General features: G+C 25.8%; 25 protein-coding genes and 1 pseudogene. 22 read left to right on the top strand and 4 right to left on the bottom strand.

Features of this window, described 5'->3' with window-relative positions; translation table 11 throughout:
- Window positions 1-378: 378 nt before the first annotated feature.
- The gene (locus NY022_RS03585; RefSeq protein WP_267523587.1) at window positions 379-1047 is read right to left on the bottom strand and encodes a tetratricopeptide repeat protein; all 669 of its coding nucleotides are present in this window, start codon (window positions 1045-1047) and stop codon (window positions 379-381) included.
- Between the two features lie 285 nt (window positions 1048-1332).
- On the opposite strand from NY022_RS03585, the gene NY022_RS03580 reads away from it, so the two are divergent.
- The 13 genes from NY022_RS03580 to NY022_RS03520 all read left to right on the top strand — a co-directional run bounded on the left by NY022_RS03580 (window position 1333) and on the right by NY022_RS03520 (window position 15387).
- Entirely contained in the window at window positions 1333-2025 is a 693-nt protein-coding gene (locus NY022_RS03580; RefSeq protein WP_267523586.1) for a DNA/RNA non-specific endonuclease, read from the top strand.
- Entirely contained in the window at window positions 2015-2335 is a 321-nt protein-coding gene (locus tag NY022_RS03575) for a hypothetical protein (protein WP_267523585.1), read from the top strand. Before NY022_RS03580 ends, NY022_RS03575 begins: the two co-directional genes overlap by 11 nt.
- Window positions 2336-2344: 9 nt before the next feature.
- On the top strand, window positions 2345-2641 hold the full coding sequence (locus tag NY022_RS03570) for a hypothetical protein (RefSeq protein WP_267523584.1): 297 nt from the start codon (window positions 2345-2347) through the stop codon (window positions 2639-2641).
- A 1-nt stretch (window position 2642) separates the two neighbouring features.
- A complete protein-coding gene (locus tag NY022_RS03565; RefSeq protein WP_267523583.1) occupies window positions 2643-3242 on the top strand; it encodes a TraE/TraK family type IV conjugative transfer system protein in 600 nt (199 codons plus the stop codon).
- Entirely contained in the window at window positions 3239-4024 is a 786-nt protein-coding gene (locus NY022_RS03560) for a TraK domain-containing protein (RefSeq protein WP_267523582.1), read from the top strand. Before NY022_RS03565 ends, NY022_RS03560 begins: the two co-directional genes overlap by 4 nt.
- Window positions 4021-5346: a TraB/VirB10 family protein gene (locus NY022_RS03555; RefSeq protein WP_267523581.1), complete on the top strand. Its 1326-nt coding sequence runs from the start codon at window positions 4021-4023 to the stop codon at window positions 5344-5346. Before NY022_RS03560 ends, NY022_RS03555 begins: the two co-directional genes overlap by 4 nt.
- A 5-nt stretch (window positions 5347-5351) precedes the next feature.
- Window positions 5352-5627, top strand: a complete 276-nt coding sequence (locus NY022_RS03550; protein WP_267523580.1) for a hypothetical protein — start codon at window positions 5352-5354, stop codon at window positions 5625-5627.
- Window positions 5624-6004 (top strand): TraV family lipoprotein, encoded by a 381-nt coding sequence (locus NY022_RS03545; RefSeq protein ID WP_267523579.1) that lies wholly within the window; start codon window positions 5624-5626, stop codon window positions 6002-6004. The genes NY022_RS03550 and NY022_RS03545 overlap by 4 nt, the downstream gene beginning before the upstream one ends.
- A gap of 11 nt (window positions 6005-6015) precedes the next feature.
- Complete coding sequence (locus tag NY022_RS03540) at window positions 6016-8505, top strand: TraC family protein (protein ID WP_267523578.1); 2490 nt, start codon at window positions 6016-6018, stop codon at window positions 8503-8505.
- Window positions 8486-9013, top strand: coding sequence for a S26 family signal peptidase (locus NY022_RS03535; protein WP_267523577.1), 528 nt, complete (start codon window positions 8486-8488; stop codon window positions 9011-9013). The genes NY022_RS03540 and NY022_RS03535 overlap by 20 nt, the downstream gene beginning before the upstream one ends.
- Window positions 9010-10566 (top strand): conjugal transfer protein TraH, encoded by a 1557-nt coding sequence (locus tag NY022_RS03530; protein ID WP_267523576.1) that lies wholly within the window; start codon window positions 9010-9012, stop codon window positions 10564-10566. Before NY022_RS03535 ends, NY022_RS03530 begins: the two co-directional genes overlap by 4 nt.
- Window positions 10567-10613: 47 nt before the next feature.
- Window positions 10614-13436 carry a conjugal transfer protein TraG N-terminal domain-containing protein gene (locus NY022_RS03525; protein ID WP_267523575.1) on the top strand — a complete coding sequence of 941 codons (2823 nt, stop codon included), beginning with the start codon at window positions 10614-10616 and terminating at the stop codon, window positions 13434-13436.
- A 1066-nt stretch (window positions 13437-14502) separates the two neighbouring features.
- On the top strand, window positions 14503-15387 hold the full coding sequence (locus NY022_RS03520) for an Abi family protein (RefSeq protein ID WP_267523574.1): 885 nt from the start codon (window positions 14503-14505) through the stop codon (window positions 15385-15387).
- A 68-nt stretch (window positions 15388-15455) separates the two neighbouring features.
- Here NY022_RS03520 and NY022_RS03515 read toward each other — a convergent pair whose 3' ends face one another.
- The gene (locus tag NY022_RS03515; protein ID WP_267523573.1) at window positions 15456-15851 is read right to left on the bottom strand and encodes a hypothetical protein; all 396 of its coding nucleotides are present in this window, start codon (window positions 15849-15851) and stop codon (window positions 15456-15458) included.
- 359 nt (window positions 15852-16210) lie between these two features.
- Here NY022_RS03515 and NY022_RS03510 point away from each other — a divergent pair, with 359 nt between their 5' ends.
- Both NY022_RS03510 and NY022_RS03505 read left to right on the top strand, forming a co-directional pair.
- Window positions 16211-16642 carry a Panacea domain-containing protein gene (locus NY022_RS03510; protein ID WP_267523572.1) on the top strand — a complete coding sequence of 144 codons (432 nt, stop codon included), beginning with the start codon at window positions 16211-16213 and terminating at the stop codon, window positions 16640-16642.
- Window positions 16643-16646: 4 nt separating this feature from the next.
- Window positions 16647-17459: a hypothetical protein gene (locus NY022_RS03505; protein ID WP_267523571.1), complete on the top strand. Its 813-nt coding sequence runs from the start codon at window positions 16647-16649 to the stop codon at window positions 17457-17459.
- A gap of 18 nt (window positions 17460-17477) precedes the next feature.
- On the opposite strand, the gene NY022_RS03500 is transcribed toward NY022_RS03505, so the two are convergent.
- The gene (locus NY022_RS03500) at window positions 17478-17837 is read right to left on the bottom strand and encodes a hypothetical protein (RefSeq protein WP_267523570.1); all 360 of its coding nucleotides are present in this window, start codon (window positions 17835-17837) and stop codon (window positions 17478-17480) included.
- Window positions 17838-17976: 139 nt separating this feature from the next.
- Here NY022_RS03500 and NY022_RS03495 point away from each other — a divergent pair, with 139 nt between their 5' ends.
- The 7 genes and pseudogenes from NY022_RS03495 to NY022_RS03465 all read left to right on the top strand — a co-directional run bounded on the left by NY022_RS03495 (window position 17977) and on the right by NY022_RS03465 (window position 23333).
- Complete coding sequence (locus NY022_RS03495) at window positions 17977-18162, top strand: hypothetical protein (RefSeq protein ID WP_267523569.1); 186 nt, start codon at window positions 17977-17979, stop codon at window positions 18160-18162.
- Window positions 18163-18217: 55 nt separating this feature from the next.
- Window positions 18218-18673 (top strand): annotated as a pseudogene (locus tag NY022_RS03490) (SDR family oxidoreductase); the annotation flags it as partial.
- A 9-nt stretch (window positions 18674-18682) separates the two neighbouring features.
- Window positions 18683-19930: an L-fucose:H+ symporter permease gene (gene fucP / locus NY022_RS03485; RefSeq protein WP_214149984.1), complete on the top strand. Its 1248-nt coding sequence runs from the start codon at window positions 18683-18685 to the stop codon at window positions 19928-19930.
- Window positions 19927-20661, top strand: coding sequence for an amidohydrolase family protein (locus tag NY022_RS03480; protein WP_267523568.1), 735 nt, complete (start codon window positions 19927-19929; stop codon window positions 20659-20661). The genes fucP and NY022_RS03480 overlap by 4 nt, the downstream gene beginning before the upstream one ends.
- Window position 20662: 1 nt before the next feature.
- A complete protein-coding gene (locus NY022_RS03475; RefSeq protein ID WP_267523567.1) occupies window positions 20663-20980 on the top strand; it encodes an L-rhamnose mutarotase in 318 nt (105 codons plus the stop codon).
- 409 nt (window positions 20981-21389) lie between these two features.
- Window positions 21390-22118 (top strand): IclR family transcriptional regulator, encoded by a 729-nt coding sequence (locus tag NY022_RS03470; protein WP_267523566.1) that lies wholly within the window; start codon window positions 21390-21392, stop codon window positions 22116-22118.
- Between the two features lie 12 nt (window positions 22119-22130).
- On the top strand, window positions 22131-23333 hold the full coding sequence (locus NY022_RS03465) for an argininosuccinate synthase (protein ID WP_267523565.1): 1203 nt from the start codon (window positions 22131-22133) through the stop codon (window positions 23331-23333).
- 18 nt (window positions 23334-23351) lie between these two features.
- On the opposite strand, the gene NY022_RS03460 is transcribed toward NY022_RS03465, so the two are convergent.
- Window positions 23352-23969: a YggS family pyridoxal phosphate-dependent enzyme gene (locus NY022_RS03460; protein ID WP_267523564.1), complete on the bottom strand. Its 618-nt coding sequence runs from the start codon at window positions 23967-23969 to the stop codon at window positions 23352-23354.
- Between the last annotated feature and the right edge of the window lie 5 nt (window positions 23970-23974).

The raw sequence follows: 23974 nt of genomic DNA, 5'->3' as shown, positions 1-23974 counted from the left end.
TGTTTTGTTTGAATTTTTATATTTTTTCACTTTTAATACATATTATTAATTTTTTTAAAGATAGTTCGTTTTTATGAAAAAAAATTTTTATTTTTTTTAATTCAAAATTAATATACTTAAGTAAGGAGTATATTTTTTAAGGAAATTATTTGATTGATAAGTATTTTGATATAACAAATCGTAGGTATATAGGTTCAAAAGCAAAATTAATAAGCTGGATTTTTGAAAACATAAATTTAAAAAGTTTAGTAATAATTTAAATATTCCTTATTATGCTATAGATGATTTTGTAAAAAAGGTTGAGATTAGCGAAGAATTAATACAATTAAATGATGAAAGTTTATTAGTTTAAGCCACTAAAAGTCTAGTGGCTTTTTTTTAAAAATTATTTCTTAATGTTTCACAAGCTCCATTATGTTTTAAATTACAAGCTTTAGTAAAGTATCTTTTAGCAACTTTTTTATTTTTAGCCACACCAACGCCATCTAAGTAAAACCAACCTAAATTATTACAACTTGTGTTGTAGTTTTTATTACATGCGTATGTATAAAGTTCTCTAGCTCTTTTATTATTAACTTTTTTACCTAGCCCATTTGCAAACGACCAAGCTAGATTGTGATAACCACTTATATTACCTAAGTTAATAGCCTTTTGATAATAAGCATTTGCTTTTTTATATTGTTTCATTTCAAAACAAGTATCACCAGCATTATTACACCCAGTCCCATTTTTTTTACTGCAAGTATATTCAAACCAAGTCAAAGCATTTTTATAAGACTTTTGATTATATAAGATAACACCTGCCTTATTACATGCATCTATATTGTTTTTCTTTTCACAAGCATATCTATAGTTTTCAAATTCAGCGTTTTCATCATAATAATCTTGATTTGACATATCTATCATATTTTGCGTATGCCATCTGATTTTTTGTTCTAGCGTCATATTTTTACCCCCAGATTGCATTAGTTTGTTATTTACATAATTTGTCAAATCATCAGCACATAATAGACTACCAATACTTAAAATAAAAAATAATTTTTTCATAAATGCTCCTTGAATTTGTTTTATTATAGAGTATTTTTTATTTTTTGTAAAAAATCTCATTAACCATTTTGATTTTTTTATCCAAAATTATTATTTTTTTTACTTTTTTTTAAAAAAATCAATAAAAAATAAATTAAAAAAAAATAAATTTTTATTCATTAATTTATCACATTTATAGGCATTTTATAGTTTTAATAAAAAAATAACTTTTTTTTAAAATAAATTTTTCACTAAACGAACTTTCTCTTAAAAAATAAGCAAAATATTTTTTATAGGAGGCAAGAAATGTTTAAAAAGTATTTTTTTGGTGCTTTGTTAGTAGCTACAACTAGCTTAAATGCTAATAATTTGTATGATAAATACAAGCCAAGTAATGAGTTTTTACAATTTTTTAAAAATTGTAATCAAGTGCTAGATAATTATTATTATCTAAACTGCTATAACTATAAACTAAAAAGTAGTATAGCCCTTGCTTATAAATTAGATGAAAAATATTTAAAAACCCATATTAAAAAACGACCTAAGTTTGAAAGCGATTATAGAATACCTAAACGCTATAGAACTAACTGGAGTGATTATTTGCATAGTGGATATGATAGAGGACATATTCTATCAAATCAATCAATGAATGCAACAACTAACGCACAGCGTTCTACTTTTTTAATGAGTAATGTAGTGCCACAATTACCAGAAATTAATAGAAAACTTATGTTAAAACTTGAAAGATATGAACGCTTATTAGCTAATAATCTAAAAAGTATTGAGATATTAAGTCTTATATTTTTTGATGGTAAAAAATATATTAAAAATGGTATAGCTGTTCCAAATGAGTTTTTTAGAATGTTTAAAGGAAACAATTTTAAAAAATGTTTTGTTATACCTAATAAAGATATTGATACTAACACACCTTTAAAACACTTTGAAGTTAATTGTAACCTATATATTAAAAAATTTTTAGGAGTAAATTATGAAAAATAATAAAAATTTCATAACTATATTGTTGTTTCTTATGTTGGCATCAATAGAGGCTTTTGCACAAAACACAGTAGCTCAAGATGGTTTAAAAACTATTTGGGAAAATGTAATTGGTTTCTTACTTAACCCTATTGTAATTCAAATGGTTTTCTTAGCACTCATTTTTGGTGGTTTGATGGTTATGGTAAAAATGGGTGGGATGATAGGCTTTTTAGGATTAGCTGTATCAATAGGTATAGGTATTGCTTATTCTAAAGCTGATAGTTTAGCTATCGCATTTGCTAATTCATTAGGTTCTGGTGCCTTAATTTAAGGAAAAAAAATGGAAAATCCATATGTTAAAATTCATAAATTTATTGATATAAAACCTATGGTGGCAAACTGGGAATTCCCCAGTTTTGCTATTTTTATAGTTGGGGTTTTAATTGCTGGTATGTATGTTCCCGATCTTTTATATAAATTAGGATTAATGGTGTTTTCTTTTTATTTAGCTAGTTTTCACAATAGTGTAAAGCATAAATTTGTTCGTGGTTTTTTAGCCCATAAACTTTATGCTATGGGTATTAAAGGCGTAAAGCAAAACATTCCATTTCATCAAAGATATTTTATAGGAGCATAAAATGTTATTTTCAAAATATAAATCAAATTTAGATAAACATATTTATGAGAATAAAACTTTTAAAATTATTACTATTGTTTTATCAGCTGTAATAGTTTTTCAAACTTTTATAATCATAAATAAAGCTAGTAGTGAAAGAGTTGTATTTTTACCTCCAAAAGCAATAAGTAAAGAATTTTCAATTACTAATAATGAATTATCAAAAACTTATTTAGAAGAAGTAGCCTCTTTTATTACCTATAACATGTTTAACTCAACTACAGAGTTAGCACAAAATAACGCATTAAACATATTAATGTTAACTGAACCAACTGCTTATTATGGCACTAAAAAAATGTTAGAAAATCAATATGAATATTTAAAAAGAAATAATATTTCAAGGACATTTTTTATAAATAGTATTGATACTAAAAAGACAAGAATTGTAGTTAGTGGCATTTTAAAATCCTTCATAGGTTCAAAAGTAGCTAATAGCGAACTTACAAAATTAGAAATTGATTATAGCGTTGAAAATGGGAGATTTTATATAACCAATTTAAACGCAATTACAGAAAAACAACTTAAAGAAATAGAAGAAGAAAACAAAAAGGAACTTAAATGAAAAAGAATTTAGCTATTTTAAGTATGTTAATTAGCAATATAGCATTCGCACAAATTACCATAAATGACCCAAGTGATGGTATAAACATTAGTTTATCAAATTCAAGTGTAAATAGGATTGTTTTACCTTATCCTATTAAAGATGTAGCATATTCAAAAGAGAAAGGTTTAATCATAAATGTTAATAAAAATCAAGCATTTATAAAGTTTATACCTTATCAAAAAGAAGTAGTTGATAGCGATAATTCAAATTCTAATAATGCTAATGTAATAGAAAGCAAAGTGGTATATGATAAGGCAAAGAGTAGTGAAGTATTTTTTGTAACAAAAGAAAAAACTTTTTCATTTGTTTTTGTTCCAAAAAATATCAAAACTCAAACTATTATAATAAATGATACTAATAAAGAGACAAACGAAATTATAAGTGAAGAAACTGCAAACGACCACTCAACTAATATAGCAAATTTAGTAAAAAAGGTTTTTTCAGCTAAAGAAACACCACAGGGCTATAAATCAATTAATATTAATAAAATGGTTTATAAGGACAATATAAAGACTTATTATCATAAAAATAATCTACAAGGTGCTTTATATGATATCAGTGTTTATGAAATATTAAATAATACGGCTCAAAGCATAACTATTGAAGATAAGGATTTTTTTAATTATATAGGAGATAATCCAGTAGCCATAGCTATTTATTATGACAATGAATTTAATCAATTACTACCTTATGCAAAAGCTAAAGCAATAATAATAGCTAAAAAAGGTGGTAATAAATGAATAAGTTGATTGAAAAATTTAATAAATTATTTAACTCCTTTTTTAGCAATTCAAATACTGATCCAAATGAGTTGCAAAAGAAAAGGAAAAAAACTTTATTGTTAATATTAGGAGGTTTATTTGCCTTTATTGTATTAGCAATGAATTCAACTACTAAAACTAATCCTTTTTCAAATGATGCTGTAGAAAATAAAAGAAGTATATTTAAAGATAGCACTACATCTAATGTAACACATGAAAAATGGACTGCTGAGGCCATTGATAAATTAGAGCAAAGCCAAAAACTTAGTAAAGAACAAATTGAAAGAACAAAGGTATTAGAAAAAGAATTATTAGAACTAAAAGAAAGTTATAAAAATTTAAAAAATAACAATGATGAGGTAAGACAAGATAATACTAATCAACAAGTAATTCAAAGTGAAATGCAAATACAAAAGAATGGTTTTAATTTTACCCCTCCAAATACTGAAGAAATAGAAAAAGATAAAGAAGCTAAGCCATTGTTTGTTGATACCCCAAAACAACCTATTAAAAGAACCCAAACTAATTATATTATGTTAGATAATGTGCTAGAGAGTATAAAAATAAATGATGAAGAAGAAGATTTAAAAAATAGTGATAAAGAGGCTAAAAATGATAAAAAAGATAATTTTATCATTCCAGCCACTAGTGTATTAAAAGCTGTTTTACTTAGTGGGTTTGATGCACCTACATTAGCACAAGCTAAAACTAACCCAGCACCTATTTTGTTAAAGGTTACTGATTTAAGCATAGGTGCTAATCAATTTTCACAAGATTTAAGAGATTGTTTTATTTTGGCTGAAGGTTATGGAGACTTAAGTAGTGAAAGAGCTTATCTTAGAACAACTACACTTTCATGTGTAAATAATGATAGTAAAAATATAGTAGCTGATTTAAGTGGCTTTGTGAGTGGAGAGGATGGAAAAAATGGTCTTAGAGGTCGTGTAGTAACTAAACAAGGTGCATTAATTAGCAGAACTATTATAGCTGGTTTTTTAAGTGGTATAGGAGAGGCATTTTCAAATCGTGGTTTAGTATCTACTACTACTTCCGATGGTAATGTTATAAGTGGTTTTGATGGAAAGTTAAGTGATACTGAAATAGCAAATCAAGGCCTAGGAAAAGGTATATCAAATGCTGCTGAAAAACTTGCTGATTTTTATTTAAAAATGGCTGATCAAATAAGTCCAGTAATTGAAATATCAGCTAATCGTGAGGTGGATATTATCCTAACAAAAAATTTAGTTATAGATTTTAACGGGCTTGAAACCTTAAAAACAAATATAAATAATGAGGAGTAATAAAAATGAATAAATATTTATTAGCTATGTCTTTTGCTTATCTTTTTGTAGGTTGTGGCGTATATCACTCTGAGTTTAAATGCTCTGGTGGTAGTGATATTAGTTATTGTGCTAGTGTTAGTGATATTTATTATCAAAAAAATAATGATAAAAAATATAAGCAAACACAAGAAAAGGATTATACAAGAAAAGAATTTAAAAAATTAGAAAATGAAAACGAAAGACTAAAACTTATCATTCAAAGTAAAGAAAATCAAAGATTAAAAGGAGTTAAAAAATGAAAAAATATTTATTATTAGCAACCTTAGGTTTAGCTTTAAGCTTTAATGCTTGTGCTAACAATAATGTAAATAAAGCAAAACAACAAGAGATATTAAAAGCTAAACAAAAACAAGAGCAACAATTAAAAGATGAGGAAAAAAGGCTTTTAAAAACCGATACTAATTATGCAAAAAATCATATTACTAAATCTTTAAAGGAAAATTATGATAGACCTATGCAAAATCCGTTATTTCAAAATCCAAAATTTGCGATAGTAACAATTATGCCTTATATGTCAGCTGATGATACCTACCACGAATTTGAGAGGATATGGGTAAAAATCACTAATGGTAATTTTGTTTTAAGTCAGCACAAAATTAAAAAAAGTAAAAAATAAAGGAGTGTTTAATGGAATATATTTCTTTACCAGTGCATAATTATAAACAACTAAACCAAAGAATTTCTTTTAGTGATTTTTTAGCTTATAGTTTATATGATGAAGAAAACAATATTTATATAAATAACAATAATACTTATAGTATTATTTATGAATGCCACACTAGAATAAAGGCATCTACTTCCACTTCGGCTGAACTTGAAAAGATAATTTCTAAATTACCAGAAGGTCTTTTTATGCAAGTATCACTTTTAGGACTTAAAAATTTTAATAATGTAATAGAATATTGGAAACAATCACATAGTGTAAGAGTTGATTTAGAAGATGATTTAAATACAAAGGAATTATTAGATAATTCAGTAGAACAAATGAGACGCTTTTATTATCAAAAAACAAGGGAAAGTATTTGCAAGGCAATGCCTACTACTATTAAAAAAAGTATATTATTGTTTTCAATTACTTGTGATGATAAAGATAAATTATTAAAATATTCAGATGATTTAAAAAACGCTTTAGCAACAGCTTTTTTCTATCCTAAAATATTGCGACCAGATTTATTAAAAATATATTTATATGAACTTTTAAATAGCACACATTCTTTTAATAAGGAAGATATTATTTATGAAATACCTAAATATAATAAAGAACAATTATTAAATAAACAATTAATGCACCCAGAAACTAAAATTATAGTGCATGATAATTATTTACAAATAGATGAAAAATATGTAGCTACATTAACACCTATAGAATATCCTGATGAAGCTTGTATTTTTGATTTTGGAGAAAAGTTAGGTCAAACTATAGGTGCATCAGTAAATGAAAATCAATTTAATGATAGTTTTATAATAACTGCAAATATATTAAAATTACCTACAAAACAAACTAATAAGACTAATAAGAACCATACTATATTATTAAATCAAAAATGGGATGCTAATATTTTTAGGAAATTTAATGCTGTTAAAAATGAAAGTATTGATATATTAGATAGAATATCAAAAAATGAGGAATTATATGCATTTGATTTAAATATTATTACATATAGCGATAGTTTAGAAAAATTAACATACAACATTGATAATATTAAAAAAATGTGGAGAGCAAATAATTCAAAAATTACGCTAGGACAATGTAATTCTATTCATCAATTAGTATTTTTAAATTCTTTACCAGCTTGTATAAATGAAGAATATATGTTTAAAGTTGGAGCTAAATATTTTTCATTTTTTCCCAATCAATTAGCACAATTTATACCTTTGGAATGTGATTGGGATGGTAGCATTCCTAATATATTATTTACTACAAGACGAGGTAACCTTGTAGGACTTGACTTATTTGATAGTAACTCTAATTACAATGGGTTCGTTGTAGCAACCAGTGGAGCTGGTAAATCAGTATACTTGAATATGTTAGCATTTAATTCTTATCTTAGGGGCGATAGAGTTTTTATACTAGACTATGATAACTCATTTACTAAATTAACTGAAGTCTTAGGAGGTCAGTATATTAATTTATCACTAGATACCCCTATATCATTTAACCCTTTTACTATGGTTGAAAACAATTCACAATTAAAAGCTGAAAGGTCAATTCTATGTGATTTTATTTATATGTTAGGTTGTTCTTCAAATGAAAACGATGCAAAATCTGATAGCAAAGTTGTAAAAAGTTATATATCTGATGCTATTGAAAAAGCTTATAGCAATAAAGGTTCTAAGACTGAATTAACTGACATAAGAGATATATTGATAAAACACGATGATAATAGAGTGCAAGATTTTGTTATGGGTTTAAAAGAATTTTGCAAAGATGGGACATATGAAAGCTTTTTTAGTGGGGATTGTAATTTTAATATATCTAAAGAATTTATTTGTATTGAATTTAAAGGCGTAGAAGACCACCCTGATTTAAGAGACCCTTTGATTATGCTTGTAACTTATCATATTAGAAAGCTAACTTATAATTCTCCTAATAGAAGACAAAGAATACAAATATTCTTAGATGAAGCACATAGATTTATAGGTAAAAATCCACGCTTAGATGAATTTATAGACCAGCTATTTAGAAGAGCTAGAAAATTTGGAGCTAGTATTATGTTAGCTACACAAGGTATAGGTGATATTTTAGATAGTTCTGATGGTAAATCTTTATCAAAAATAGGTAGAAGTATTATAAATAACTCAAGCTGGAAGTTTTTTTTAAAACAAAATGAAAACTCTATAGCTTTATTGTTATCTACTGAAATATTTAATTTTACTGATTATGAAAAGAAAATATTGGGAGAAATTACTATGGTTGATGGTAATTACTCTGAACTATTAGCTATAAATCCACAAGATGTAAAAATACCATTAAGACTTGTAATGAATAAATACTTTTATTATCTTACAACTACAAAAATGGAGGATAAAAATAAGATTAATAATTATCAAAAACAAGGTTTTAGCATTAGCGAGGCCATAACAAGAGTAATAGAAGATGAAAAAAATGCCATTTAAGATAAAGAATAAAAGAAAATTTATTCTAATATCATTTGTATCATCTGTTATTACACTTGCTCTATTTTATGGACTAATTGCTTTAAATTCAGTGTTAGATTATCAAATTACTTTAGTTACATCTAAAAGTATTGATAATACTTTTATTATCACAAAAGAATTTAATTTAAAAGCAAACAAAGAAAGTCTATTAAATAAAATTATAGTATTTGATAAAGCTAATAGTCCTTACGGAACAAGTTTTAAAAGCAAACAATTAATTAAATATGTTAAGTGCCTTGAAAACGATATTTTAAAAGTAACTAGTGATAAAAAATACTACTGCAATGATGAGTTTTTAGGTGTAGCAAAAGACTATGATAGCGAGGGTAAAAAGCTTGATAACTTTGTTTTTAATGGTGCTATTCCTAAAAACAAAATCTTCGTATTCGGAACACACGAAAAAAGTTACGATAGTAGATACTTTGGTTTTATAGATATTAATGAAATAAAAAGGATACAAATATGAAAGTAAGAAAAAAGATTATAGTTTTAGCTGTATTATCAAGCTTAATATGCGTAAGTAATTTAGAGGCTAGTATGTCGTTTTCATTAATGCCTTTAAATAGCCATAATATGCCTTACGCAAGAGATGGTTCTGTAGGTTTAGGTGGTTTCTTAGCTAAATTTCAACGAGATAGTTTTAATGTTTTTAATATTAGTGCTCCAAGTGTTAAAGCTGGTTGCAATGGTATTGATATTGGGCTTGGTGGAATATCTTTTATATCATTTGATGAACTAAAAGAAAAATTAACTGCTATTATGCAAAACGCTGTAGGCTATGCTTTTAAATTAGCTTTATCAACTTTATGTAAAGAATGTGATAATATCTTATCTGCATTAGAAGAAATAAGCGATATGATTAACTCACTTAATTTTGATAGTTGTTCTATAGCTGAAAAAGGTGTAAATGCTATTGTAACTAAGGCTACTGGACATGCTGTAGCTGATGGAAAAATACAAGGTTTTAATCAAGCAAGAGATAGTAATAATAAAAGTAGTTTTGTAAATAATTATGTAACCAAATTCCGTGATAGTGTAAAAGGATTTAGTGAGTTTTTTAATGAAAACGGAAAAGGAGATACTACTACTAAAAATATTATCTTAGGTGCTGGAAGTGCTATAGAATATGCTGTTAAAAAAGGCGTAAAAGATGAAAGTAAAAGATTAGCAACTCAAAAATTAATATCAGTACTGTTAGGACAAGATATATGTGGTAGGGTAAGCATTAATAATAATGAGGAATTTCATGTAGATATTATGCCTACAACTCATTTTATTGAAAAAACTATAAATGGCTCTACAACTAAGCAAGGTTTAAAGCCAAATGAATTAGTTAAAGAAGTCTTTAATACACTATTTGCTGAAAACTTTGCAAATAATAATTCAATTAAAGTAAATGCCTCTTATTATAAAGCTACCGATGATAAAAGTTATAATAGAGTTGATTATACCGAAACATTTAGTGATTATAAAAAAATTATAGATGATGCTAGAAACTCTATTTATGGCGTTTTAGGTTCAATGAGTGGGGATAATGATTATAAATTAACTAGTGATGGAGTTAGTATAATAAATAACTTTGATAGTTCATTACCTAAGCTTTTAAATCATATAGTATTTGAATATGATGGAATGCAACCAACTGGAGCTAAGCCTTTAACAAATTGTAAAACTTCTAAAAAAGCTGAATGTTATTATTCTAATGTTGAGGTAGCTTTTATTATAAAAGAATTTGGTATTAATGTATTTAAAACAATGACTTTAAATAGTTTATCTAAATTAAAAGAATACACTGGTGAAATCTTAAGAAATGATGTTATTTCTAATACTCAGTTTAAAGAGAAAGTAGGAAATGTTTTTGTTCCACTAATAGAGCAAAGAATGGGCGAAATTATAAACTTAACTAATCAAGCTTTAGAAGAAATCAAAAAAGAAAAAGAGACTAAGTTAAAAGAATTAAAAGATGCACAAAAAAATCAAAGCTCAAGACCTATACCTAGTGGCAATAAAAGGAGTTAAACAATGAAAAAAAATAGCATAAATATAAAAGAAAGGAAATATTGTAAATGATTGCTAAATATTTAATATTGTTATGTGCTTTCAGTAATTTATTATTCGCTGAAAATACAATTTATGTTTATGGCTACGCTGAGACTATGGCTAACCTTTTAAGAAGTATAAGTTTATTATATACTTCTTCAGGCTATAGACAATACCTTTTAGGTTCAGCGTTTGTTATTGCTCTTTTAGTAGTTATGTTTAAAACTGCTAATAATCCAAAAGCAAATCCTATTGTAGCACTTGCAAAGTTAATGGTATTTTACATTATTACTTTAGTTGCTTTTTTCTATGCTGGAAATAGTAATGCATATACTTATGAAGTAAAAAATATTACAAAAGATAATATAGTAGTTCATAATGTTTCGGGTGTTCCATTCGGCTTAGGTAAAGTTTTGGAATTAACTACAACTTTTGAAAGAGGATTAACAGATGCTATGGAAACAGCTTTACAACCAGTAGATGAAAATGTTTATCGTTATTCTATGGCTGGGTTTTTATATCCTCTAAAAGCTAAAATAGTAACTGATAATTTAAATTTATTTACAGAACAAGAATTCATGTATAATATGACAAATTATTTAAATACTTGCTTATTTGATTATAATAGTTACTTATCTAGGGATGATTTAATATCAGATATTTTTAATGGTGGTAAGGAAGAAAACCTATCTAAAGTATTTGAGAGTATAAAAACTGCTGGTCTTTCACAAGGTTATTTGACTGAGTATAAAAGAGATAATATAAGATATTGGGCTACTTGTAAAATGCTGTATGATTATATTAATGGAGATTTTAATACTCTAACTAGTAAAGCTAAAGCTGATAAAAATATTAATACTAGTTTAAAATTAGCGTTTGCTGGGTCTTTTTCTAATATAAATGAAACTAAAACTCGTGCGTATTACGATGAATTTATAAATAAATGGAGCAATGGTATAACTAATGCAAATAATGTATATAAAAATAGCGTATTAATGAATGCATTAGATAAAACATATAATGCTAGAGCTAAATTATATGGCTTAAATGATGCTGGAATATTTAGCTTATCAACATCACAACTACAAGCTAAACAACAATTTTTAATTAATCATCAAATGTCACTAGACTATTTGCCAGAGTTAAAAGCCACAATTCATATAATAATCGTAGCTTTAAGTCCTTTACTTTTAGTTTTTGCTTTCTTATTTATGTCTAGGATTTATATAATGACATTTATAACTTTACATTTATGGATTGTATTGTGGTCTCCTATTATAACTATAATAAACTTTATTATAATTGATAAATTTGAGAAAGTATTACACATATTACATCAACAACATATATCACCATTTTCTTTAGATGGTTCAGCGATAATTAATGGTAAAATACTTGATTATATGAACTGGGACGGCACATTATTTTTTATAGTTCCATTACTAGCATTAGCAATAGCTACTGGTTCAGCATACGCATTTACAAGTATAGCTACATCTTTAGGACAACATTTTAATACCTCAGCTATGGCTGGAGCAAGAGCATTTACACAAATGGCTACTGCTTCATCACAAAGTATTAGAGATGGAGATAGAACTTATACTAAAGATGGCACTGGTTTATCTATGACTACTACTGATATAATTAAAGGTCAAAAGGTTGATTATACTTATAAGTATGGCAATAGTGATACTATGCAAGAAGTATTAGTTCAAGGTTCAAATTTTTCATTTAAAACTAATTCTGATGGTATGATGACAAATGGTAAATTTGATAATATAGCGTTGAATAAAAATATACAAAACGCTATTAATAGTGGAACACAAAAACAAAGTGGTTATTCTGCCGAAGTTGGAAAATCTGGTAGTGTAACACAACAAGGTTCTAGTGGGGAGAGTGTTGGTTATCAAAATAATGATATTCACAATGAAACAAACAATAAAGAAAAATCTCTTACTGATTCTAATAATAAATCTATTGATAATTCTAACACAAAAAGCAATTCAGTTACTAATAGTCATCAAAATCAACAAAAAACTGATAATACTCAAGGAATAAAACTTTCTGCTGGTGGAACAATTATGGGTAACGGCGGAACATATAACATACAAGCAATGAATACTTCATCTATGTCTGATACTATTGATATTTCAGAACAAACGAATGATTCAAGAACTGTCAAACATGGAGCAAATGTTACTAAATCAGATACAGAAAAACAAAGTGAACAAGATACAAAAGCTACTAATAAAACCGATGCAAAAATAGCTAATATAAGCACAAGTTATACTGATAATATCTCATATGGAGATAAGTTAAGTAGTAGTGATATAAATACTTATTCTAAAACACAATCTCAATCAGATAGCATATCTCAAAATACAGTTGCTTATGCAATGAACGAACAATTAATGCGTGATGGTGGTGCTAATATGAGCGTAGAGCAAAGAATTCAATATCTATCAGAAACAATGGCTAATATTGGTAATCAAAGTGCTATGAGTGATAATCAAGCTGAGCTAAGCAATGCCTTTGATAATAAGATTGATGAGGTTAAAGATAAAACAACAATGGTTAATACTCGTACGGTTCAAAAAGAAGTTGATAAAGCTAAGAAAAAAGTAGAAGAATACAAACAAGATATTAGCAATACTAACATTAAAAATATTGAGCTTAAAAATATTGATAAAAATATTGCTAAAATACCTTTAGTCCAAAATGAACACAGACAAGAAAAGCCTATAGAAGAAACTAAAGAAACTAAAAAAGAGCAAGAATATATAGAAAGAAGAGTTGTTGATGAATTTGGGCAAGAACACATTTTTTATCATCAAAAAGAAAAGAAGTAGTCTATATTCAGACTACTTTAATTATTTATTTAAAGTAAATTTAAGCGAAATTTTATATTATTAAATAAAAAATTGATTTTTTAAATATTTAAATTCAAACCATGTTGTGGTAAAATTGGGTTTTCAATTTAAAGGAAACATAAATGTATAAAACTATAAATATAATTAAAGATATTTTTTTTACAATATCTCACTTTTTACTTTTTCAATTCGTTTATATTGTTTGTCTTCCGTTTGTTGTTATGTTTCTTTCTGTTTTTCTAATTTATTTTATATCTATATTTTTTAATTTTTATAATAGTAAAGATTTAATTGATTTTTTATTTATGAGTGGATTTCTTTTTAATTTTATTAAAGTGAATTTAATATTATTTTTTATTGTAAGTATTTTTATAGTTGTTTTTAAAAGAGTAAGGACTTTTGTAAAAAATTGCAGTCAAATTTTTAATAGTTATATATTATATTATGATGAAGATAATGAAATTCGCATTAATAAATCATTATTTTATTTACTGCTATTTAGATAGAAAAGCTACAAAAAATAATGTTTCAGACCATGTAATGATATAATTAGGTTTGAAATAGCTTTAATTTCAATTAAATTTCAAACCATATTGTGGTAGAATTAGGTTTGCAAAGCAAAGAAATTTGCTTATATGCTAGATGTTTAAGAGTTTTTAAAAAGTAGTGATTTTTCCACTTTGAAAATTCTTACAAAATTTGGCACTTTAGTGGAAAAATTAAACTAATGTTTAGTTTATATAACTAAAATACAAAAGCAAACTTAATTCTACTACAATGAGCGTTTGAAATCATAAGTAGGTAAAAATACCGAAAAGTTAGAAAAATATCGGACAACTGGCTTAGCTACTCCGATAAATTTTTTTGTATCAAATAAACGGTAGATAAAAAACTCAAAAATAAATTAAAAAAACTTTAAAAATTGATGATATTAAAAATATTTTTTTTATTGACTTGTTTATTAAAAAATAATACCATCGTATTAACAGTTCCTTAAGAGCCTCTCGTAGAAGCGCAACCCTTAAGGACATTTGAAAGATAGTTTATGAAAAAACATTACGATAAATCTCACAAAACTTGGCAACAACAAATAGAATTACTAAAATCTAAAAATTTGGTTATATTAGATGAAAACTATGCGTTAGAAAAATTACGTAATTTAAATTATTATAGATTAAGTGCATACTTTTTACCTTTTTATAATGAAAATAAGGAATTTGTTAAAAATACTAATTTTACCAATATTATTGATTTGTATAATTTTGATATTGAATTAAAGTATTTAGTCTATAATGCTTTACAAACTATTGAGTTATATTTTAGAACACAAATTGCTTATTATCATTCTTTGAAGTTTGGTGCTACTGGGTATTTAGATGAGTTAAATTTCACACAAAATCCCAAAAAACCAAAAACTCACAAAAGTCTTATAAATACAATGTTTAAAGAGATTAATCGTTCTAATGAAAGTTTTATAAAACATTTTAAAGATAATTATTATGAAATACCTTTATGGGCTGTAGTTGAGGTAATGTCATTTAGAACTTTATCCAATTTTTACGCACTTTTAAAAACCAATGAACAAAAGCAAATATGTGATATTTTTAGTATAGATAAGTCTGTTTTGGTAAATTGGTTGCATGTAGCAACCCTTGTTAGAAATATCTGTGCTCATCACTCAAGATTGTGGAACAAAACTCTAGCTGTAATTTTAAAGATACCTAATAAAAATATATTTTTTAAAGATATAAAGTTAAATAATCAAAAAATTTTTTCATTCCTAAGCGTTATGGTCTATTTATTAAATAAAATAGATAGTAAAAATAATTTCAAAAATGAATTAAAAATATTGCTAAAAAAATATCCAAAAGTTGATTTGTTTTCTATGGGTTTTTACGAAGAATGGCAATATACAAATCTTTGGAAATAATAATAAAGTTATAGGGACTAAAAGCACCCTATAAATTAAACAATATTATTATTTAATATTGAATGAAATTAATGACTAGCATATTTAGATAAACTAAAAACAACAATAAATGATATTGTTACTAAAATACAATACATAATAAATATATTATTTTTCTTTTTAGACATTTCATTAAGCTTTTTAAAATTTTTAGTGTCTTCAATCTTTTTAAATTTTACTTTACTAAAAAACCTATTACAAATTGCTTGATTTTCTAGCCCTAGCTTTTCATTAAAATATTTATGGTACTTTCCTAAATAAACTATCTCATAAATACTTTGCAACTTAACAACAACAGCTGAAACAATAACACAAAAATTAATGTGTGCATAATTTTTTACTATTTCATCTATTAAATCATCAACAATTCTGTCAAAATTTGTTTCAATAAAATTATTTTTACTTTGGAGTGTTGTGTTTTTCATAATTTCTCCTTTCATTCCACAAAGGATCGTATAATAATTCCATTAGAGAATAAAATTGTATTCCCTTTTGGAATTAATTAATTTTATTTCGCATATTTTTTCTCTGGGTATAAACTCAGAAAAGATTAAGTCTATGCGATGACCTTGAAAAAATCGATCTTTTATCCTTAATAAAAACTGCATTCTAATATAAATAATATTTATTTTTACTTAATTTTTATAATATTTAAGCTATATATAAATTAAATTATTATATAAAATACAAATTTAATTTAATAACTATAATTTATAATGAGTATTATTTATAAAAAGCCTAATAAATATATAATTTTTATGATTTATTAGAAAAGGATTATAAAATGACTGCCTTGCAATATGCAAAAAATGTTTTAAACTTTTGTAATTATCGTGGAATTTATATTAGTAATTTACAGTTACAAAAAATTTTATATTTTTTACAAATGCAAAGTTATAAAGATACAAATAGAAGTTTATTTAGTGATGATTTTTTAGCATATCCTTATGGTCCTATTATATATGATGTATATATACAATATTCTATTTATGGTGCAAGAAATATTTTTGAAAACTTTGAAAGTTATGACAATAGTTTGAGTAAAAAACAAGAATTATTGGTTTATAAATGTGCTACAATGCCATCATATCAATTAGTTAATATTAGTCATAAAAGTGGCGGTGCTTGGGATAAAACTTATAGGAATAGAAATGGTATAGGATCCGTTATAAGAAAAGAATTAATTAAAGAAGAGGCACCATATACAATAAGGTAGTTTTATGTTTATAGATATTAATGATTTAAAGAACATATTTAATTTAATTTGTAAAGAAGATTTAGATAAAGATACTCATATATTAATTGATAATAATGAACTTGATAAAAATAAAGAAAATAAAATAGAAATTGAAAATTATATAAATCAATTTGAAGACTTATATTCAAATAATAAACGACATAAATACGCCGAAATAAGAAAAATGTTAGAAACTATAATACCTAACGATAAAGATAAATATGAACTGTATTTCAATAAGATAACTTATATTATTAATGAATGTATAAAACACTTAGAAAAAACAAATAACACGTTGTCTTTAATAAAAAATTTGGAAAAACTAAATGATTATATTTGTGTTTTACAAGATGAAAAAATATATAAGATTGACATTGAAATATTAAGAAAACAATATAATGATTATATAGATAAATACAAAAAACAACAAGAAAATATAAAAAGGACAAAAAATGAACTTTTTAAATTAAAACAAGAAGTAATAAAATCTAAAGATAGTTATATAGTAATATTAGGAATATTTGCATCTATTTTATTAGCTTTTATTGGTGATTTTGTGTTTGTTTCATCTATTTTTCAAAATATAGATAAAACTGGTATTTTTAAATTAGGTTTTGTATTTTCATTAGCATTTTTATTTTGTGGTAATTTAATAATTGTTTTATTAAGTTATATTAATAGTATAAGAGGTATAAAAACAAATAATAAATTAAATGAAATGGCAACTTGTTTTAATGTTTTGCTTTTTTCTTTTACTTTAACTTTTGCATTACTGCATTTCTTTACTAAATGCTAACATATTGGAATATTAAAATTAATTTAGTGTTAATTCATTCATTTGTCTTAACTTAATTTCATTTGTCATTTCATCTATTTGCTCTTGCACCATTGCGTTTTCTAATTCAATTTGCTCTTTATAAACTTCATTTTCAAGTTTTTGTCTTTTTGCTTTTTCTTTTAAAGCCAGAACAAATGCTTTTTGTATTTCTAAGTTATTATTAATATCTTTATTTTGATAATATTTTAATTTTTCTTCTAAGTTATAAGTTTCTAAAAGTAATTTTTGATAATCTTTTTTATTGCTAGTATTACAATAAAACATATATAAGCAAATTACTATCAGAATACCATTTGATATACTAATAAATAGTATAAATTTATTTTTTATACTCACTAAAATCTCCTTTGTTTTTATCTATATTAGTTGAATTTAAAAATAAAGTTCGTTTATATAATTTTTTTATGCTATTATTTAAAATAGCACATTTGTTCTTTTTTTATTATTGTTTTTTTAATTATTAAAAGGGTTTTCTATGAAGAAAAACTTAAGAAACTCTTTTTGTAATGATAGTTATACAGCCTTGCATTATTTATTTGATAAAGAATACTCGTATGATTTTACTTTTGAAGAAATCGCTATTAAGCTAAATATGACAACTAGTGAATGTAAAGGTGTTTATTATAGAGCTATTAAAAAGATTTTAAGAAAAATAAAATAGGTTTTAAATAATTAACGGACAAAATACGGACAAGGCTAATGTTAAACTATTAAAAAATAATATATTTTTTCATTATTATGAAATGACAAAATGCTGCCTTCCATATATTAAAAAAGAGCAAGGAAGTATCTTAAATATCTCAAGTAAAACAGGTATCACAGGTCAAGGAAGAACCACAGCATACGCAAGTGCAAAAGGCGCTCAAATAGCTATGACAAGAGAGTGGGCTTGCGCTTTTGCACCTGATAATGTTAGAGTAAATTGTATTTGCCCTGCTGAAGTTTGGACTCCGCTTTATGAAAAATGGATTAAAAATTTCCCTGACCCTGAAAAACAATATCAAGAAATTGCAAAATTTATTCCACTAGGTCATCGCTTTACAACTTGCGAAGAGATAGCTGATACTGCAGTATTTACAATAAGCCCAAGAGCATCTCACACAACAGGGCAGATTTTAACTCCAGATGGTGGTTATATGCATCTTGATCGTGCATTAAACTGGGAAAATTAAGGAGAAAAAATGAATAAAAATGTAAAAATTGCAATTATTTTAGTAACTTCATTATTTTTCTTATGGGGTGTTAGCTATGGACTTGTTGATGTTATGAATAAAAATTTTCAAAATCATCTAGGCATTACTCAACAAAATAGTGGCTACTTGCAAATGGCTTATTTTGGGGCGTATTTTGTGATGGCACTTCCTGCTGGCTGGATTGCTTCAAGATTTTCTTATAAGGTTGGGATTATTACAGGACTAGCACTTTATGCGATTGGTTGCTTACTAATAATTCCTGCAACTAATATGGCTAGTTTTTCTATGTTTTTATTTGCATTTTTCATTCTTGCGTGTGGGCTTGGAGCACTTGAGACTAATGCAAATCCTTATATGACAAAGCTAGGAGATGAGAAAAACGCTTCATTTAGAATTAATGCAGCTCAAAGCTTTAATGGTTTTGGACAATTTGTTGGACCTATTATTGGTGGAAGTTTATTCTTATCAATCACTCATAGTGGCGAAAATGCAACTGATACAGAAAAAGAACAAGCATTACTTGAAAATATGTTTAATGTGCAAATGGTTTATGTAGGAATTGCTTTAGTAGTGTTTTTAATCTTACTTGCATTTGTGTTTAATAAAATTCCAGAAGGTAGCGAAGTAAGTGAAGAAGTAGAGTATAAAGACAACTCAAAATCAATCGATGTATTTAAACATAGACATTTTAACTTAGGCGTATTAGCTCAATTTTTATATGTTGCAGCTCAAGTTGGAGCAGGAGCGTTTTTTATAAATTACGCAGTAGAACATACAGCAAGTTTAGGAGAAAAAGCTTTAAGCGATGAAAAATCAGCATATTTTTTCTCAGCTGCACTTGTTGCGTTTATGATAGGAAGAATTGTTACAACTCCACTTATGAAAAAATTTAAAGGTGAGAGTATTTTGGGACTTTATTCATTAATAAATGTTGCATTGTGCTTTTATTTATATATTGCTGATGGAATGATTAGTGTTTATGCTTTAATTTTGGTATTTTTCTTTATGAGTATTAGTTTTCCTACTATTTTTGCCGTTGCTACAAAGGATTTGCCATTAAATCAAGTAAAACTTGGTGGCTCAATCTTAGTAATGAGTATTTGCGGTGGTGCAATAATGCCTACAATTATGGGTTCAATAAATGATAGCTATGGCACAGGTGCGGGATTTTTAGCTTTAGCTCCTTGCTTTTTATATGTAGCATTATATAGCTTTTTATGGACTAAAAAGTCATGAAAATAATTGATACGCATTTTCATATATGGGATAAAAATGATATTAGTTGGGTGCAAAACGCCCCAACTAGATTGCAAAGAGATTTTTCTTTTGATGAATATTTAGATGAGTTTAGCAAAAGTGATTTTTTAGGTGGAGTTTATGTAGAAATAAATGCAAATAATCCTAGCCAAGAGAGTGCAAAAATGCTTAGCTTTAAACATAAAAAATTACTTGCTTTATGCCTTGCTACGATAGGTGGTGCTAGTTTTAGAGAAGTTTTACATACAAAGCCAAGTGGATATTGCTTAGGCAGTGAGTTTAAAAAGACTATTAATCTAGTAAATGCAAATGATTTATTATTTGAAGTTTGTATAAACGAAGATGAGCTAAGTAATTTTAGCAAAATTGCAAAGGAATTTAAATCAGGAATTATCTTTAATCATTTTGCAAATATTAAGGATTTTAGCGGCGAAGATAGTTTAAGGCAAATTGCTAAAAAAGAAAATGTTTATATGAAATTATCTTGTCAAGATGATTTTATTTTAGGTAAAGATTATTCAAAATTACTTGATATGGCATTTAATATTTTTGGAGAAAGTAGAATTTGTTTTGGCTCAAACTATCCTGTAAGTGAGTTAAAACCAAATGAATGGATTAGAATAATTGAAAATCATTTTAAAAGTGATGATTTAAAAGAAAAGATTTTTTATTTAAATGCAAAAGAAATTTATAAAATAAAGGAGATTTAAAATGCAAAGATTTGGGCAAATTATAAAAGTTATTCCAGAAAAATTAGCTGAATACGAAAGACTTCACGCAAACCCTATGGAAGGTGTAAATGAGATGATAAAGGCTTGCAATATTCGTAATTATTCTATTTATAATTTTGGTGAGTATTTATTCGCTTATTTTGAATATACAGGAACTGATTTTGATGCTGATATGGCAAAAATGGCAGCCGATGAGAATACTCGTAAGTGGTGGGCTTGCACAGACCCTTGCCAAATATCGCTTGGCTATGCAGGTCAAAAATGGCTTAATATGAAAGAAGTTTATCATTTAGATTAATTTTATTAAATTTATTAGAAGGAATTTCAATTATGAAATTCCTAGAATTTAAAATAAGTAATTTGGCTTAGATTTTATCTATTAAATATATTTTAAAGATAATCTTAATTACTATTCAATCACTATGATTTCAATTTCTTGTTTTGTAGATATATGCCATTTGTTATCTTTTTAACTAATTTACATTGTGTATAATCTATTTTTTAGTTTTTAAATTTTATCGTTGCACTAATAAAAGCTTTGTTTTCATTTTTAAATTTTAATTTGTTAGTGGTTATTATATTTTGCTTAATAGTTTTTTAAAATTTAAATATAAGGTCATTTGTAATGAATAAATTTATGTTAAAATGATTTAACATTTTATTAATCATCTTGCTATATTATCCACGAAAAAATATAAGGGATTAAATTGATTGCCTTGCACCAACCTACTTTAAGAGTGGTTAAAATTTTAGAAACTTTAAAAAATAAAAGCGATGGTTTAAATATTACACAACTTTCTAAAGATTGTAGTATTAGTGTAGGGACACTTCATCCTATATTAAAAACTTTATGTGAATTAAACTATTTAAATTATGATAGTAAAAATTATAAATTAGCATTTAATCTTAATCCGAAAATTGAGCAAGAAAAAACCATTAAAATCATTATTTTTTATATGGATAAATTAGCTAGTAAAATTAAATTTGGTGTTCAATTAGGGATGCTAAATGGAAAAAAAGTTATATATTTACATAAGAGTGAAGGCAATGGAAAAATAATTATAAAAACAAAGGCTGGAGATTTAGCTAATGCAAATTCAACGGCATTAGGAAAAGCACTTTTATTAGAGTGTAGTAAAAACGACTTGAAAAAGATATTTGGTAACGATAAATTAGAAAAAAATACTCATAATACTATAGATAATATAGATGATTTGTATAAAAATATTGATGATAGTAAAAAATTAGGTTATACATTTGAAAACGGCGAATATGATGTAGATTTTGCTTGTTTTGCTGTGCCTATTTATAAGCAAGGAAAAATTTTTGCTGCTATTAGTATAACTATTTTAAATTTATATTTAAATGATGAATTAAAATCAAATATTGTAAAAAATTTATTAGAATACAAAAAAATAATAGAAAATGAAATTTAAAAAGGAGAAAAAATGCAAAAAATAGTTTTAGCTTATAGTGGTGGTCTTGATACTTCAGCTATTATACCTTGGCTTAAAGAAAATTATAAAGATGTAGAAGTTTATGCTTTAGTAGCTGATGTAGGGCAAGAAAGAAGCGAATTAGAAGGTGTTAAAGAAAAAGCACTTTACTCAGGTGCAACTGATTGTGTGATAGTTGATTTAAAAGAGGAATTTGTAAAAAATTATATATATCCAACTATTTTAAGTGGCGCTATTTATGAAGGAACTTATTTATTAGGAACTTCTATGGCTAGACCTGTTATTGCAAAAGCGTTAGTTGATTATGCAAAAAGTATTAATGCTACAGCAATAGCACATGGTGCCACTGGCAAGGGAAATGACCAAGTAAGATTTGAATATACTATAAACGCTTTAGCACCAGATATAAAAACTATAGCTCCTTGGAGAGAATGGAATATGAGATCAAGAGGAGATTTGTTAGATTATTTAGCATCAAAAAAAATTAAAACTACAGCTACTAAAGAAAAAATTTATAGTAAAGATGCAAATGCTTGGCATATATCTACTGAGGGTGGCGTTCTAGAAGATCCAGCAAATTTTCATAATGATGATTGTTTTTGTTTTAGTGTAAATCCTAAAAAAGCACCAAATGAAAGTGAATTAGTTGAGATTGAATTTAAAGAAGGTTTTATAGTTAGTGTAAATAATAAATCACTTAGCCCTTATGAAAGTTTGCAAATTCTTAATGATTTAGGTGCAAAACACGGTGTTGGTAGAATTGACATAGTAGAAAATCGTTTGATAGGTATGAAGTCAAGAGGTTGTTATGAAACTCCAGGTGGGACTATTATAAATACAGCACTAAGGGCGTTAGAGCAATTAATATTAGATAGGGATAGTATGAAATTAAGGACTCAATTAGGACTTGAAATGAGTTATTTAGTTTATGATGGCAAGTGGTTTTGTCCTACTAGAGAAGCTATTAGTGCAGCTATTGATATATTTGCAAAAAAATTAACAGGAAAGGTTGTTTTAGAGCTTTATAAAGGAAGTGTTCAAGCATTAAGTAAGGTTTCTTCAAATTCGCTATATAACCAAGATTTTGCAACATTTGATAAAGATGATGTATATAATCAAAAAGATGCAGCTGGATTCATTAAAATATTTAGTTTAAGTGCAAAAATTAGAGCATTAAATGGTAAAAAGAACTAAAATCTTAAAGTATTTTGTTTATTCGTTAAACAAAATACTTCCTAGTCTTATCATATTTGAACCAGATTTTATTGCTATTTCGTAATCGCTACTCATCCCCATAGAGCATATTTTGGCGTCATATTTTTCTAAATTTTGATATATTTTATAACATAATTCAAAACTTTTTATAATTTGATGCAAATTATCACTCATTGCTCCTATACACATAACACCAACTAAATTTATATTTTTACAATTTTCTTTTATTTTTAAGTACTCATCAATAGCATTTTCAGGTGTAATTCCTGATTTGCTATCTTCGTTAGCAACATTTATCTCTAATAATGTTTGAAGTTTATAATCAAGCCTTGTATCAACATATTTAGCCATATCGTAACTAACACAACTTTGCCACATAATAGGCTGTGATTTTATTAATAAATTTACTTTATTTTTTTGTAAATTTCCTATAAAATGCCAATTAATTTTATTTGATAATTCTAATTTTTTTCTTGTTAAATCTTGAACTTTATTTTCACCAAATTCTATTTGACCTAAATTATGTAATGCAATTATTTTATCATCAGTTGTATATTTGCTAACTGCTATTATTCTAGTATTTGGATATTTTTCTTTGATTTCTAAATATTTCATATTTT

Origin of the sequence: Campylobacter sp. MG1 (assembly GCF_026616895.1) — a bacterium.
GTDB lineage: Bacteria > Campylobacterota > Campylobacteria > Campylobacterales > Campylobacteraceae > Campylobacter_E.
Note: the sequence above shows the minus strand (reverse complement) of the source record. Positions and strands in the feature narration are given on the sequence as shown.

What these genes read in the sequence shown, in the direction of transcription:
- fucP (WP_214149984.1), top strand. Translation starts at nt 18,683, where the DNA reads ATGAATAAAAATGTAAAAATTGCAATTATTTTAGTAACTTCATTATTT.
- NY022_RS03510 (WP_267523572.1), top strand. Translation starts at nt 16,211, where the DNA reads ATGACTGCCTTGCAATATGCAAAAAATGTTTTAAACTTTTGTAATTAT.
- NY022_RS03530 (WP_267523576.1), top strand. Translation starts at nt 9,010, where the DNA reads ATGAAAGTAAGAAAAAAGATTATAGTTTTAGCTGTATTATCAAGCTTA.
- NY022_RS03540 (WP_267523578.1), top strand. Translation starts at nt 6,016, where the DNA reads ATGGAATATATTTCTTTACCAGTGCATAATTATAAACAACTAAACCAA.
- NY022_RS03520 (WP_267523574.1), top strand. Translation starts at nt 14,503, where the DNA reads ATGAAAAAACATTACGATAAATCTCACAAAACTTGGCAACAACAAATA.
- NY022_RS03575 (WP_267523585.1), top strand. Translation starts at nt 2,015, where the DNA reads ATGAAAAATAATAAAAATTTCATAACTATATTGTTGTTTCTTATGTTG.
- NY022_RS03580 (WP_267523586.1), top strand. Translation starts at nt 1,333, where the DNA reads ATGTTTAAAAAGTATTTTTTTGGTGCTTTGTTAGTAGCTACAACTAGC.
- NY022_RS03505 (WP_267523571.1), top strand. Translation starts at nt 16,647, where the DNA reads ATGTTTATAGATATTAATGATTTAAAGAACATATTTAATTTAATTTGT.
- NY022_RS03515 (WP_267523573.1), bottom strand. Translation starts at nt 15,851, where the DNA reads ATGAAAAACACAACACTCCAAAGTAAAAATAATTTTATTGAAACAAAT.
- NY022_RS03550 (WP_267523580.1), top strand. Translation starts at nt 5,352, where the DNA reads ATGAATAAATATTTATTAGCTATGTCTTTTGCTTATCTTTTTGTAGGT.
- NY022_RS03570 (WP_267523584.1), top strand. Translation starts at nt 2,345, where the DNA reads ATGGAAAATCCATATGTTAAAATTCATAAATTTATTGATATAAAACCT.
- NY022_RS03585 (WP_267523587.1), bottom strand. Translation starts at nt 1,047, where the DNA reads ATGAAAAAATTATTTTTTATTTTAAGTATTGGTAGTCTATTATGTGCT.
- NY022_RS03480 (WP_267523568.1), top strand. Translation starts at nt 19,927, where the DNA reads ATGAAAATAATTGATACGCATTTTCATATATGGGATAAAAATGATATT.
- NY022_RS03545 (WP_267523579.1), top strand. Translation starts at nt 5,624, where the DNA reads ATGAAAAAATATTTATTATTAGCAACCTTAGGTTTAGCTTTAAGCTTT.
- NY022_RS03525 (WP_267523575.1), top strand. Translation starts at nt 10,614, where the DNA reads ATGATTGCTAAATATTTAATATTGTTATGTGCTTTCAGTAATTTATTA.
- NY022_RS03555 (WP_267523581.1), top strand. Translation starts at nt 4,021, where the DNA reads ATGAATAAGTTGATTGAAAAATTTAATAAATTATTTAACTCCTTTTTT.
- NY022_RS03565 (WP_267523583.1), top strand. Translation starts at nt 2,643, where the DNA reads ATGTTATTTTCAAAATATAAATCAAATTTAGATAAACATATTTATGAG.
- NY022_RS03460 (WP_267523564.1), bottom strand. Translation starts at nt 23,969, where the DNA reads ATGAAATATTTAGAAATCAAAGAAAAATATCCAAATACTAGAATAATA.
- NY022_RS03465 (WP_267523565.1), top strand. Translation starts at nt 22,131, where the DNA reads ATGCAAAAAATAGTTTTAGCTTATAGTGGTGGTCTTGATACTTCAGCT.
- NY022_RS03560 (WP_267523582.1), top strand. Translation starts at nt 3,239, where the DNA reads ATGAAAAAGAATTTAGCTATTTTAAGTATGTTAATTAGCAATATAGCA.
- NY022_RS03535 (WP_267523577.1), top strand. Translation starts at nt 8,486, where the DNA reads ATGAAAAAAATGCCATTTAAGATAAAGAATAAAAGAAAATTTATTCTA.
- NY022_RS03475 (WP_267523567.1), top strand. Translation starts at nt 20,663, where the DNA reads ATGCAAAGATTTGGGCAAATTATAAAAGTTATTCCAGAAAAATTAGCT.
- NY022_RS03495 (WP_267523569.1), top strand. Translation starts at nt 17,977, where the DNA reads ATGAAGAAAAACTTAAGAAACTCTTTTTGTAATGATAGTTATACAGCC.